Raw genomic sequence first — 12,770 nt, 5'->3', positions numbered from 1 at the left:
ATCAGGGGTCGTTGGGCTGCGACAGGATCGTCAGCCGGTATCCATATTGCTGGTTGTTCAGTTCGATACGGCCCTGCCAGCGCGGGCTGGCAGTGTAGCGGATGCTGGCGACGGTGCGGCTGCCGTGGCGCAGCACGCGCCCGGCCTCGCTGTCGTCGAGCGACCAGCCCGCCGGCAGCGCGGCGCGGATCGCCCCGGCCGGCCACAGCGCCAGCTCGACATCGGACAGGATGTCGGCGCCGCGCACATTGTCCGGCAGCAGCGGGTGGCGTGTCTCGCTGAGCTTGCTGCCGTCGTAGCTGAGCGTCAGCACGCGCTGGCCCAGCGCCAGGCCGACCAGCGTGAGCTGCTCGGGCGCGATGTCGAGCACCGCGTCGAGTGAGTCGCTGCGGCCCTCGCGCTCCACCGTCACGCGCTGCTGCAGGCTCAGCGCCTGGCCGAAACTGGCTGGCGGTAGCGCGAGCGTCCAGCGCGGCGCCTCGGGCGGCTGCGCGCAGGCGGCCAGCAGACAGGCGGCGGGGAGGGCGCGCGTGAACCACATCAGGCGCACAGTTCCTCGAGCGTCGCCAGGCGGCGCTTGGTCTCGCGCACATAGGCGTTGCTGTCGTCCCAGGCGTAGCCGGCGAGAATCGCGCAGATGCGGCGGCGGATGTCGGGCTGGGCGTTCTCGAAGAAGATGATCTGCTGGAAACCGCCGGCGTACCACGATTCGACGAAGGCGCGGAAGGTGTCGACGCCTTTCTTCAACGGCTGGGCGAAGTCCTGCTGCCAGTCCACCGTCTCGCCGGCGTGTTCGCGCGCGAGGCAGGCGCAGGCCAGGCTGGCCGACTTGAAGGCGATGGTGACGCCGCTCGAGAACACCGGGTCGAGAAACTCGCCGGCATTGCCGAGCAGCGCGTAGCCCTTGCCGGCCAGCGATTTGACGTTGGACGAGTAGCCGACGATCTGACGCGCGGGCGTGTCCCACTGCGCGTTTTTCAAGAGCTCGCGCGAGGCCGGGTCTTCGAACACCAGCGCCTGCAGCCGCTCGGTGTCGCTGCCCTGGTATTGCGCGAGGAATTCCTGCTTCGCCACCACGCCGATCGAGCAGCGGCCGTCGGCGAACGGGATCAGCCAGTACCACACGTCGACATGATCGGGGTGCGTGGTGATGCGGATCTTGTTGCGGTCGAAGCGCACGCCGTCGAGGCCGGCCGGCGGGATGCGGTCCTCGATATGGGTGAAGATCGCGCCGCGCGCGGGGAAGGTCGACGGTGCTTCGAGGTCGAGCAGGCGTGGCAGGATGCGCGCGAAGCCGCTGGCATCGAGCAGGAAGCCGGCGTCGATGCGGTATTCCTCGCCCCCTGCCGAGCGTGCGGTCACCTGCGGGCGCTCGCCCGACACATCGACCGCCAGCACCTCGTGGCGGAAACGCAGCTCGGCGCCCATGCGCTCGGCCTCGCGGGCCAGCACCTGGTCGAAGCGGGCGCGTTGCACCTGGTAGGTCGTGCCCCAGCCCTGCGAGTGCTTGTCGCGGAAATCGAACTCGGTGTAACGCTCGCCGCGCACGAAGGCGGCGCCGTTCTTGTACTGGAAGCCGGCCTCGACCACCGCCTGCAGCATGCCGGCCTCGTCGAGGTAAGCCATGCTTTGCGGCAGCAGGCTCTCACCGATCGAGAAGCGCGGGAACTGTTCCTTTTCCAGTACCAGCACCTGGCGCCCCTGCTTGCGCAGGATGCCGGCCGCCACCGAGCCGGCCGGGCCGGCGCCGATGATCAGGATGTCGCAGTGTTCGAGGCGTTGAGTCATGTCGGTGTGTCTCTTGATGGTTGTCGTTCAGAGTCGGGTGCGGCGGCGCCGGTCTCGATGCCGAAGCAGGGGGCGACCAGCCACACGGTGGCAATGCCGATCAGCATGGTCAGGCCGAAGGCCCTGAGCGCCGGGGTCTCGCTCAGGCCCAGCAGGCCGAAGCTCAGCAGCGTGCTGGCGGCGGACAGGCAGACGGCGAGCCAGGCATGGCGGTCGTGCCGTTCCGGGTGTTCCTGCAGGAAGATGCCGTAATCCTCGCCCATGCCGAGGATCAACAGCAATGCCAGCAGGTGGAATAGCTGCAGGGGCTGGCCGAGCCAGCCGAACACGGCGAGCGTCAGCAGGCTGGCGAACGCGGTCGGCGCCAGCACGCGCCAGGTATGGCGGCGGTAGCGCGGCCACAGCAGCAGCCACACCGCCACATAGCTCGCCAGCACGACCCAGCCCATCATCACGCGGTAGCGGCCCATCACCGACGACACCTCGCCGACCTTGTCGACCCAGCTCACGCCATCGAGCCCCTGCGCCTGTGCCGCGAGCGGCGCCAGATTGCGGTGATCGACGCCGCTGAGCGCGACGATGCTGGCCCACTTGCCGCCGATCTGGCCCAGCCACAGGTGCCGGTAAGGCTCGGACAGCGGGCTGGCCAGCCATTGTTCGACTGCCAGCGGGGTGGCCGGGGCTGCGAGGCGCGCGCGCGTGGCCCGTGCCCAGTCCGGCCCTTCGTCGAGCGCAGCGGCCAGGCTGTCGAGCGCGCCAGACGATGCATACAGCCGGGCTGCGAGCAGCGCCTGGTCTTGCTGCTGGCGCTGGTGCGAGGGCACCCATTCCGACACGGCCTGGTAGCCGCCGAGCTTGTGCTGGCCGACCAGCGTGTCGAGCCGCTGGCGCAACCGTTCTTCGCGCTGCAGGAGCGCCTGTTCGCTGTCCGCGCGCAGCAGGTAGAACTGCGCCGGCGCCGGCGCGCGCAGGATGCGGCCGACCTCCAGCTGCGCTGTCAGCAGCTCGGGCGGCGAGTTCTGCAGCAGGCGGATGTCGTCGTTGCTGGACAGGCGCGAGATGCCGATCGCCAGCGCAACGGCGGCGCCCAGGCCGAGCAGCACGGTGGCGCGGTTCCGCCGCAGGCGCGGCCAGTACTGGCGCGTGGCGCCGAGCCGGCGGGCAAAGGCCGATTCGTGGGCATGGCGGCGATCGAGCCAGGGAAACCATAGCGCGACCGTGAGCCAGGCGAACACCAGGCCGACGCCCGAGAACACCGCCATCTGCCGTAGGCCGGGGAAGGGCGTGAGCGCCAGGCCGAAATAGGCGACGACGGTGGTCAGCATCGCCAGCGCGAGCCCCGGCAGCAGCGCCCGCATCACCGCGATGTTGTCGCGGCGGTCGCCGAGCCGCGTGGCCAGGTAGTGGATGCCGTAGTCCTCGGCTACGCCGACCAGGCTGGCGCCGAACACCAGCGTGATCAGGTGCAGGTGTGGAAACAGCAGCAGGCTGACCGACAGCGCGCCGAGCGTACCGACCGCGAGCGATAGCAGCACGAGCGAAATCGGCCACAGCGAGCGGAAACTGAGCCACATCAGCAGGACGATGCCGGCCAGCGAGCCCCAGCCTATCGTCGAGATTTCGTCATTGGCCTGGGCCGAGGCGTGCGCCGCGTGGAGCACCACGCCGGCGGCAATCAGACGGCTGTCCGGCACAGCCTTGAGAGCGGCCTGGCGCGCGGCGTCGAGCACCGGCAGCACCGCCTGCTGGGTGCGGAAGGAGAAGGCCTTGTCGGTCAGCGTGACGGGCAGCAGCACATAGTGCAGCTCGCCATCGTCGACGCGCAGCTGGCCATCGAGCTGGCGCACCGGGGTTTCGGCCGCGCGCTCGGCAAGCCAGTGGCCGAACAGGGCGAAGGGATCGTCCTGCCAGGCGCCGAGCTTGGCGGCGCCGAGCGGGCTCGCCAGATTGCGCAGCGCACCTTGCGCCCACTGGGCGGCACTCTGCGTCTGCAGCGCCTGGCGGTCGGCCTGGCTCAGCAGTGCGCCGCGGTGCGCCCACCAGCCTGCCAGCGCCTGCTGTTGTTCGGCGCCCAGCGCCGTGGCGGGCTTGAACCACTGCGGTGCCGCATCGAGCTCGCGACGGTAGGCCGCCGCCGCCGCGCGTGCCCGGCCCCAGTCGCGGTGGCCGACGAGCACCACGAGGTGCTGCTGTGCGGCATCGGCTACCTTGGCGATGGCCTGGCCTACCAGCGGGTCGCGTTCCTCGGCCGGCAGCAGCGCCAGGATGTCGGTCTCGGGCGCGCGCTTCTCGATCAGCCACACCCAGCCGTTGTGCAGCGACACCGCGAGCACCACCAGCAGCCAGGCCCAGGCGAGCCGGCGCCAGACGGCATGGCCTTGCGTGGTCAGGGTGTCGGGCAGCGCTTGCGGGCTAGTCAAACTGTTTCGCCTCGTCGCCCTGGAACGCGGCGCGCCCCTGGCTGGTTGCGCTGAAATCGATGTCGGTGCGGTCGCCGCTCGTCTCGACAATGGCGACGCGCCTGACCGTGTCGGCGCCGCTCAGCGAGATGGCGGCGATCACACGCTTCAGGTTGGCGTCGCGCGGGGCCAGCTGCGCCTGCCAGTCGCGGCCGCTGGTGCTGGCCTTGAGCTCGAACAGGGCATCGAGCTGGCGCAGGTCGCCCGCAAGCAGCGAGAACAACAGGCCGTTGATCATGCGGATCGCCGGCTCCTGCTGCGCCGACAGCCGCTTCACCACCTGCCCGCCCTGCGATTCGACGATCTCGTCACGCGCGAGCCTGAGCTCCGATGGGAAAGGTCGCACGGTGCGCCACAGCACGCCCTTGCCGGGCACCACGCAGAAACGCCCGCTCGATTTGACCGGGTTTTTCAGGCCGAGCAGCGTTTTGGCCTGCTGGAACTGGCCGCACACCACGTCGGGCCTGGCCAGCAGCGGCTGGATCTTGTCGATGTCGCCCGCCGCGCGGGCCGCCGGCATGGCGAGCAGCGATGCCGTGAGCCACAGCGGATACAGTACGCGGCGCGTCATACCGGCTGCAGCCCGAGTTTCTCGAACAGGATCGCGGGCGAGACGAAGCACATCTCCTGCGTCGTGATCTCGACCGCCACCTGTACCGTCGTGCCCTTGGTCAGCCGGCGGCCGCTCGCCACGTCGCTGATCAGGTAGGCGATCTTCATGCGGTTTTCCCACTCCACCAGCTCGGCACGCACGCGGATCAGCTGGCCGAAGGTGGCCGGCTTCACATAGCGCAGGTGCAGGTCGATCACCGGCCAGGCATAGCCCGAGGCGCGCATCTGCGGGTAGTTGTAGTCGATCTGGTCGAGCAGCGCGCAGCGCGCGATTTCGAGGTATTTGACGTAGTTGCCGTGCCACACGATCTCCATCGGGTCGAGGTCGAAGAACTGCACCTGCAGCTCGACTTCGGCCACGCGCGGGTTGGCCGGCGGGTTGATGGCATCAGGCATATACGCTCCAGTGTTGGCTGCGGATCTGTTCGAGCAGCTGGCGCAGCTCGCCGTCGAGCGCGCGGTCTTCCGTGATCGGGTGCACGCTGCCGGCCAGCGCGTCGAGCTGTTGCGCCAGCGCCGGAGTCAGCGCGAGCGCGGTCTGCTGCTGGCGCAGCCAGATGCCCTGGCGCACGGTGATCAAGAGGCCGGCCGTGACCTGTTCGGCGAGCTCGAGCACGCGCAGGCAATCGCGCGCGGCGATGGTGCCCATGCTGACCTTGTCCTGGTTGTGGCACTCGGTCGAGCGCGAGAATACCGAGGCCGGCATGGTCAGCTTGAGCGCCTCGGCCGTCCACGCCGAGACGCTGATCTGCAGCGCCTTCAGGCCGTGGTTGATGGCCGCGCGCGGGCCCTGCGCGCCGGACAGGTTGGCGGGCAGCCCGTGGTTGAACTTGGTGTCGACGAGCAGCGCCATCTGCCGGTCGAGCAGGTCGGCGACGTTGGCCACGGCCTGCTTCAGCGAATCCATGGCGAAGGCGATGTGGCCGCCGTAGAAATGGCCGCCGTGCAGCACGTGCTCGTTCTCGCCGTCGATGATCGGGTTGTCGTTGGCGCTGTTGAGCTCGTTCTCGATCCATTGCCCGAGCCACGGCAGCGCATCCTGCAGCACGCCGATCACGTGTGGCGCGCAGCGGATCGAGTAGCGGTCCTGCAGGCGGCGTTCGTTGCGTTCGGGCGTATCCGACGCCAGGTCGGCGCGGATGCGCGCGGCCACGAGCTGCTGCCCGGCGTGCGGCTTGACCGAGAACAGCGTTTCGTCGAAATGATGGGCATTGCCGTCCAGCGCGATGCTGGCGAGCGCCGTGATGCGCGTGGCGAGCCGGGCCAGGTAGTCGGCGCGCTCGAAGGCGAGGCAGGCCAGCGCGGTCATCGCCGCCGTACCGTTCATGATCGCCAGGCCCTCTTTCGGGCGCAGGCGGATCGGCTCGATCCCGGCCTGGGCCTGGGCCTGCGCGGCGGCCATGCGCTCGCCGCGGTAGATTACCTCGCGCTCGCCGCACAGCGCGGCGGCGACATAGGACAGCGGCGTCAGGTCGCCGCTCGCGCCGACCGAGCCCTCGGCCGGGATCAGCGGCAGGATGTCGTGCGCGAGCAGCGCCGCGAGCTGTTCCAGCAGGCGCACGCTGACGCCCGAGTAGCCGCGCGACAGCGAGGCGAGCCGTGTCGCCAGCACCGCGCGCGTCTGCGCGGGCGTGAGCCAGGCGCCAAGGCCGCAGCCGTGGTAGGTGTAGAGATGGTGCGGCAGCTCGGCGACGAGCTCGGCCGGCACGGTGACCGTGCACGAGTCGCCGTAGCCGGTGGTCACGCCGTAGATCACGCCGTCCTCGGCCAGCAGGCGGTCGAGGAAGTCGGCACCGCGCTGGATGAAGGCGCGGAATGCCGGGTCGCTCGACAGCTCGGCCGTGGCGCGGCCATGCGCGATGTCTGCGATGTCGGCGATGCTCAGCCGTGCGCGGTCGAAAACCACGCGGCGACGCGTATTCGGTTCAGTTGGGTGCATCGTGTGTTACCGCCTGGGGCGGTGCCCAGAAATCGTAGAAATTGAACCACTGCAGCGGCGCCAGCCGGCAGTAGTGGGCAAGCCGCGCGGCGTAATCGGCCGCCAGCTCGGCGAATGCGGCATCGCGCTCGCGGCGCGGCAGCTTGATCTGCTCGCGGAACAGCTCGTAATAGACGTGATAGCCGCCGTCGCGCTGCAGGCAGAACAGCAGGTAGGTCGGGCATTGCAGCAGGCTCGCCAGCACATAGGGGCCGACCGGGAAGGCCGCCCGCTCGCCGAGGAAATCGGCCCAGGCGACGCGAGGATTCGGCGACACCGGCACGCGGTCGCCCGCGATCACCACGAATTCGCCGGCGTTGACCTTCTCCGCCAGGCGGATCGCCACGTCGGGCGACATGTCGGTCACCTGCCACAGGTTCAGCATGCTTTCCGGGTTGAGCTCGGCCAGCAGCTTGTTGAAGGCCTGCGCATGCTTGGTGTGGACGAGGATGGTGAGTTTCAGCCCCTGGCGCGTTTTCGACAGCGCGCGGCAGAGCTCGACGTTGCCGAGGTGGCCGGTGATGATCAGGCCGCCGCGTCCCTGTGCCTGCTGGTCGGCGAAATGCTGCTGGTTGTGGCGTGTCACCTGGCCCACGTCGAGCTTGCCGCTCCACACGCGCAGCTTGTCGAGCAGCGCCTCGGCGAAGGCGATGAAGTGCCGCACCATGAGCCAGGTGCCGGCCCGGCCCGGCAACACGTGATCGAGATAAGCACGCGATGCGGCGCGCGCGCGCGGGTTGCGCAGCACGTAGAACAGCACGACCGGGTAAAGCAGGAAACGGAACGGCCAGCGGCCGAACCAGCGGAACACCAGGAACAGGAACTTCATCCCGGCGACGAAGCTGACCTCGTTGATTTGCGCCCAGTGGCGGCGGTCGGCGCTCATGCGGGCCTCCAGCGGCGCCACAGCAGCTGCGGCAGGCGCGCCAGCATGCCGAAGAACAGCACCGTGTGCATGCGCGAGATCAGCACATTGTCCATCACCATGCGGAAATGCGAGACGCCGTCGACCGGGTAGCGCACCGGCGTCAGCAGGTTGACCATCTTCATGCCGGACCAGTGCAGCCGCACCAGCACCTCGGTATCGAAATCCATGCGGCTGCCGAGCTTCACGCGCTGCGCCAGTGCCAGCACCGGCGCGATCGGGTAGACGCGGAAGCCGCACATCGAATCGTGGATGTCGAGGCTCAGCGTGTTGATCCACACCCATACGTGGGTCAGGTAGCGCGAATAGAGACGACCCTTGGGCACTGACTCGTCGTATTGCGGCTGGCCGACGATCATCGCCCGCGGCTCGGCGCGCGCATGCTCGACGAAGCGGCCGATGTCGGCCACCTTGTGCTGGCCGTCGGCGTCGATCTGCACGGCATGGCTGTAGCCCAGCCTGGCCGCGTGGGCCAGACCGCTCAGCACCGCGTGACCCTTGCCCCGGTTGGCCGCGTGCACCACCAGCGACACCCGCTCTGCATGCGCCGCCGCGAGGCGCACCAGCGCCTGCGCGCAGGGCGGCGACGAGCCGTCGTCGACGAGCACGCAGTGCAGGCCGCTGTCGAGCGCGCCCTCGACCACGGCGTCGATCGCGTGCTCGTGGTTGTAGACGGGAATCACGACACAGGCCTGGAACATATCAACTCTCGAAAACGACACGGCCGCTCGCATGCTGGCCGACATCGGATGCCAGCCTGAAGGCCAGCGACTGCTTCTCGGCACGCCAGTCGAGCTCGAGCCGCACCGGCCGGCCCGGCTGGATCACGCGCTGGAACTTGACCGCTTCGAGCCGCAGGAAGGCGCCGGCAATCGCGAAATGCCGGCGGCCGTAGTGGATCGCCCAGTCGACCTGGGTCACGCCGGGCAGCACCGGCGCGGCGGTGAAGTGGCCGTCGAAATGGATCAGGTCGCCCGGGATGCCCAGTTCGAGCACGAGGCGGACGTCATTCTGCTCGACGACGCGTGTCAGCGGCAGGCTGGGGGCCGCAAACAGCCCAGCCAGCGCGGCCTCGGTAGTCTTGCCCTGGGCGTTGGCCGGCAGGGCATCGACAAAGCGCCAGCGGCGCGGCAGGGCGACGCGTTCGGTCGATTCGGCCAGCAAGGCGCGCAGCCGGCGGCTGAACGCCGGCTTGCCGTCGCTGGCCAGCAGGGCCTGCCCGGCCGTGCTCGGCACCACTACCGCGGCCAGTTGCTCGCGGCCGTCGGCCAGTGCCAGCACGCGGGCTTCCGTGATCCAGCCCGAGGCCCGCAATGCGTGCTCGATCGCGTCGAGCGACACGCGCTTGCCCTCGATCTTGGCGATGCGGTCGGCGCGGCCCGCCAGCAGAAAGCGGCCATCGGGCAGAAAGCGGGCGCGGTCGGCCGTGACGAAAGGCGTGGCATCGGCCAGGTGCGGCGACGCCACCACCAGGCAGCCATCGGCCAGACTCAGCGTGACGTTCGGAAAGGCGCTGCAGGCTTCGTCCAGCCCGCCCGTGCGGCGGCGCCAGGCGATGCCGCCGGTTTCGGAGCTGCCGTAGATTTCGGTCGGCGTGTGGCCGAGCAGTTGCTCGCAGCGCAGTACGCCATCGAGCGGCAGCGGGCCGCCCGACGAGAACACGGTGCGCAGCCCCGCGCGGGGCCAGTCCAGCGTATCCGGCAGGCGCTTGAGATGGGCCGGGCTGGCGACGAGTACCGCCGCGCGGTCGGCGAGCGCTGCCGCCAGCTCCTCGGGAAACGCCAGGCTATGCGCGAGGAAGGGCCGGTGCGACGCGAGTGGCCACAATATCTTGAACAGCAGGCCGTAGATATGTTGGTGCGACACCGTGGCGACCACCTCGGCATCGCCAAGGGCGGCGCCGAACATCGCTTCCAGCGTGGCGACTTCGCTTGCCAGCTGCCGCAGGCGCTTGGGGATCGCACTGGGCTGGCCGGTGCTGCCCGAGGTGAACACGACAACGGCCGGGAAGTCCGCATCCAGCGCGGAGAACGGCGCCGCGCCAGGGTTGCCGTGCAGGGCCGTCAGCGGGCGGTAGTCCGGCGGGAATTCGCCGGCGAAGGCGCTGACCTGGGCCGCCAGCTGGCGGCAGGTGGCCGGCAGCGCGTCGCCGGGCAGCCACACGGTCTTGCCGGCCTGCCAGGCGCCGAGCAAGGCAACGGCGAATTCGAGGCCATCGGTCTGGTAAAGCGCGACGGCTTGTCCGTCCACCAGCGCGAAAGCGGCCATCCAGGCCGCCGCGCGCTGGCGGAAGGCCTGCTCGTCGATGGATTCGCCGTGGCGGCTCGCGACGGCGCGTGGCGACGGCGTGTCGATCAGGCGGCGATACAGGCGCTCAGGCATGCAGCCTCCGCTTCACGCGCAGCCGCACCAGGTATTCGCCGGCGAATAACAGGCCCATCAGCCCGTAGGCGATCAGGCCGTTGTACAGCGACCAGACCGCGGGCGAGGCCCACAGCGCGGTGTACAGCGCAATCGCGCCATTGAGCACGAAGAAGCCGCACCACACCTGGGTCACGCGGCGCGTGTAGGCGACGCCGGCGGGCGGCAGATCGGGCTCGGTCAGCCGGGCCAGACGTTCGACCACGCTCGGCGGATGCGCGAGGCTCCAGCCGAACACGCCGAGCATCGCTGCGTTGACGAGCACCGGGTAGAGCTTGAGCGGCAGCGACTGGTTGCTCCACAGCACCGCCAGCAGCAGTACGCCGGCGCCGATCAGCCAGCCGCGCGAGGCGAGCGTCCTGTTGGCGCCGATGCGGGCCAGCACCACGGCGGCCAGCAGCGCGGCCATCAGGCGCGGCTCGACATGCCCCTGGCCGTACCACACGGCAAAGGGGTAGAGCAGCGTCAGCAACGCGACGACGAGATTGCGCCAGGACAAGCCTATTCCTTGGTCAGTGCGGCGATCGCATCGATCACGTCCTGCACGGTGCGCACGCTCTTGAAGGTCTCCGCCGTCAGGCGCTTGCCGGTCAGCTGCTTGAGCTTCACCGCAAGATCGACCGCGTCGATGCTGTCGATGTCGAGATCGGTGTAGAGATTGGCGTCACGCGTGATCCTGGCGGGCTCGAGCTCGAAGGTGTCGTGCAGCACATCCACGATCATTTGGTAGATTTCGTCTTGGGTCATGTGGAGTCCTTACTGCTTGCGGCTGGCGATCAGCTGGGTCAGCGCGGCGACCGAGGCGAAATGCTTGCGGGTGTCCTCGGAGTCGGCCGAGAGCTGGATGCCGTAACGTTTCTGGATGGCGACGCCGAGTTCGAGCGCATCGATCGAATCGAGCCCGAGGCCCTCGACGAACAGCGGCGCATCGGTGTCGATGTCGGCGGGGGTCATGTCCTCGAGCTGGAGCGCGTCGATGATCAGTTGTTTGACTTCGTCTTCAAGCTGCATGGGCCTGGCTTTCCTTGATGAAATACTGTTCCAGATGGGCGGTCAGCTGTCTCGCGGCCAGGGCTTCGTGGCCGGTGTGCTGGATATAGGGGGCGATCGCGATGTCTTCCTTGACCTCGATCGTGAAGTGGGCGCGGCGTGGCGGCACGCGCCACCATTTTTCGCCCTTGCCGAGCGTCGGCGGCGTACAGCGGATGACCACCGGCGTCACCGCGCGCGCGCCACGCACTGCGATATTGGCGGCGCCGCGCTTGAGGTGGATGGCACCATCGCGCGGCGTGCGCGTGCCTTCGGGGAAGATGATCAGGTTGCCGCCGCGTTCGAGCGAGGCCACGCAATCCTCGACCAGCTCCACCCCCGAGTCGTTGCGGATATAGCCCGCCGCCCGCACCGGGCCGTGGGTGAAGGGGTTGCGCCAGAGCGTGGCCTTCACCACGCAGTCGGCATTGCGCACGAAGGCCATCAGGAACACCGTGTCGATCAGCGACGGGTGGTTGGCCAGGATCAGGAGCCCGCGCCGGTTGAGGCGCTCCAGCCCGCGCAGCTCGTAGCGCAGCACGCCGACGCCACGCATCAGCGCGATGAAGGTACGGAACGTCAGCCGCAGCACCTCGCGCGCGATGGCGACGCGACGCTTGCGATGCCAGACGAACAGGTCGATCAACGGGAACACCGCGACGCGCAGCAGCAGCCCGCCCGCGCCGAATGCCGCGAAGCTCAGGCCGGTGCCGACGATACGCCAGCAGCGGTCGACCACCTCACGCATCGCGGCTCCAGTGCCAGGTATGGTGGCCGGCGACGTGGGACAGCTGCTCCGCGCCGCCGATGAAGAAACGCAGCACCTCCAGCGCCGGCAACTGCGCGCTGGCGGCCGTATCCGCGTGGTCGGGCGCCGTCCGCCAGCTCAGGTTGAGCGGCCGCTCGCCCGCCGGCTCGATGAGCCAGGCCCAGGCATAGGCGGGTGTCGGCTCGTCGGCGAAACCGGCATAGACCGTCGGCAGGGGGCAATCCGCCACGACCAGCAGCACCTGCTCGGCGCCGTCCGCCAGCAGGCCGCAGGCCTCGATGACGCCGTGTGCGGCCGATTCGCTGCCGGCTGCGAGCGCGATGCAGTTGGCCTGGTCCTTGCGCGCGATCGAGAACAGGCCGCCCGAGGCATTGTGCACGGACAGGCCGAAGGTGGTCGGCGACAATGGCTCGCCCTGTGCGAGCGCGGCCAGCAACTCGATCGAGCGTTCCGTTTCGCCGTGACGCGAGCAGAAGATCGTCGGTACGCCGACCCGGCCATCAAGCACACGGTAGGCGACGTCGCACGCCATGCGCGACAGGCGGCCGGCGCGGCGGCGCAGCATGGCCGGCATCTGGGCGAGCGCAGGCTCGCCATCGCAGCCGATGGCGAGTTCGCCACGTGTCCAGGCCTGCCAGTCGGCATCGCTTTCAATGCCGGGTGCCCAGGCAGCGAAGCCCGCGACTGAAAACTTCACTGGCAGTGCTCCGCGCGAGGGCTGCAAGATGCGATTTCGCGCCTATTCATTTGTCATTCGGTTTGCGTCAAAAAAGGGCGGAATTATACCAG

Annotated in this window: 14 protein-coding genes; all 14 read right to left on the bottom strand. The window is 69.1% G+C overall.

What is annotated here, in order from left to right:
• Window position 1: 1 nt before the first annotated feature.
• The 14 genes from ABWL39_RS06215 to ABWL39_RS06150 are packed head-to-tail and all read right to left on the bottom strand — an operon-like array spanning window position 2 to window position 12,678.
• Window positions 2-541 (bottom strand): DUF3261 domain-containing protein, encoded by a 540-nt coding sequence (locus ABWL39_RS06215; RefSeq protein ID WP_367788162.1) that lies wholly within the window; start codon window positions 539-541, stop codon window positions 2-4.
• Window positions 541-1,788: an NAD(P)/FAD-dependent oxidoreductase gene (locus ABWL39_RS06210; RefSeq protein ID WP_367788160.1), complete on the bottom strand. Its 1,248-nt coding sequence runs from the start codon at window positions 1,786-1,788 to the stop codon at window positions 541-543. The genes ABWL39_RS06215 and ABWL39_RS06210 overlap by 1 nt, the downstream gene beginning before the upstream one ends.
• Window positions 1,785-4,208, bottom strand: a complete 2,424-nt coding sequence (locus tag ABWL39_RS06205) for an MMPL family transporter (RefSeq protein ID WP_367788158.1) — start codon at window positions 4,206-4,208, stop codon at window positions 1,785-1,787. The genes ABWL39_RS06210 and ABWL39_RS06205 overlap by 4 nt, the downstream gene beginning before the upstream one ends.
• Window positions 4,201-4,818, bottom strand: coding sequence for an outer membrane lipoprotein carrier protein LolA (locus ABWL39_RS06200; protein ID WP_367788156.1), 618 nt, complete (start codon window positions 4,816-4,818; stop codon window positions 4,201-4,203). The genes ABWL39_RS06205 and ABWL39_RS06200 overlap by 8 nt, the downstream gene beginning before the upstream one ends.
• Window positions 4,815-5,255 (bottom strand): acyl-CoA thioesterase, encoded by a 441-nt coding sequence (locus ABWL39_RS06195; RefSeq protein ID WP_367788154.1) that lies wholly within the window; start codon window positions 5,253-5,255, stop codon window positions 4,815-4,817. Before ABWL39_RS06195 ends, ABWL39_RS06200 begins: the two co-directional genes overlap by 4 nt.
• Complete coding sequence (gene hutH, locus ABWL39_RS06190; RefSeq protein WP_367788152.1) at window positions 5,248-6,798, bottom strand: histidine ammonia-lyase; 1,551 nt, start codon at window positions 6,796-6,798, stop codon at window positions 5,248-5,250. Before hutH ends, ABWL39_RS06195 begins: the two co-directional genes overlap by 8 nt.
• Window positions 6,785-7,723, bottom strand: coding sequence for an acyltransferase (locus ABWL39_RS06185; protein WP_367788151.1), 939 nt, complete (start codon window positions 7,721-7,723; stop codon window positions 6,785-6,787). Before ABWL39_RS06185 ends, hutH begins: the two co-directional genes overlap by 14 nt.
• On the bottom strand, window positions 7,720-8,463 hold the full coding sequence (locus ABWL39_RS06180) for a glycosyltransferase family 2 protein (RefSeq protein ID WP_367788149.1): 744 nt from the start codon (window positions 8,461-8,463) through the stop codon (window positions 7,720-7,722). The genes ABWL39_RS06185 and ABWL39_RS06180 overlap by 4 nt, the downstream gene beginning before the upstream one ends.
• A gap of 1 nt (window position 8,464) precedes the next feature.
• Window positions 8,465-10,144, bottom strand: a complete 1,680-nt coding sequence (locus tag ABWL39_RS06175) for an AMP-binding protein (protein ID WP_367788147.1) — start codon at window positions 10,142-10,144, stop codon at window positions 8,465-8,467.
• On the bottom strand, window positions 10,137-10,682 hold the full coding sequence (locus ABWL39_RS06170) for a hypothetical protein (protein ID WP_367788145.1): 546 nt from the start codon (window positions 10,680-10,682) through the stop codon (window positions 10,137-10,139). Before ABWL39_RS06170 ends, ABWL39_RS06175 begins: the two co-directional genes overlap by 8 nt.
• A 2-nt stretch (window positions 10,683-10,684) precedes the next feature.
• On the bottom strand, window positions 10,685-10,930 hold the full coding sequence (locus tag ABWL39_RS06165) for an acyl carrier protein (protein WP_367788143.1): 246 nt from the start codon (window positions 10,928-10,930) through the stop codon (window positions 10,685-10,687).
• 9 nt (window positions 10,931-10,939) lie between these two features.
• Window positions 10,940-11,194 (bottom strand): phosphopantetheine-binding protein, encoded by a 255-nt coding sequence (locus ABWL39_RS06160; protein ID WP_367788141.1) that lies wholly within the window; start codon window positions 11,192-11,194, stop codon window positions 10,940-10,942.
• Window positions 11,184-11,960 (bottom strand): lysophospholipid acyltransferase family protein, encoded by a 777-nt coding sequence (locus tag ABWL39_RS06155; RefSeq protein ID WP_367788139.1) that lies wholly within the window; start codon window positions 11,958-11,960, stop codon window positions 11,184-11,186. Before ABWL39_RS06155 ends, ABWL39_RS06160 begins: the two co-directional genes overlap by 11 nt.
• Window positions 11,953-12,678, bottom strand: a complete 726-nt coding sequence (locus ABWL39_RS06150; protein ID WP_367788137.1) for a beta-ketoacyl synthase chain length factor — start codon at window positions 12,676-12,678, stop codon at window positions 11,953-11,955. The genes ABWL39_RS06155 and ABWL39_RS06150 overlap by 8 nt, the downstream gene beginning before the upstream one ends.
• Between the last annotated feature and the right edge of the window lie 92 nt (window positions 12,679-12,770).

This window comes from Chitinivorax sp. PXF-14 (assembly GCF_040812015.1).
In the GTDB taxonomy this organism is placed as follows: Bacteria; Pseudomonadota; Gammaproteobacteria; order Burkholderiales; family SCOH01; genus JBFNXJ01.
The sequence above is the reverse complement of the archived record's forward strand: the minus strand, read 5'-3'. Positions and strand labels throughout refer to the sequence as shown.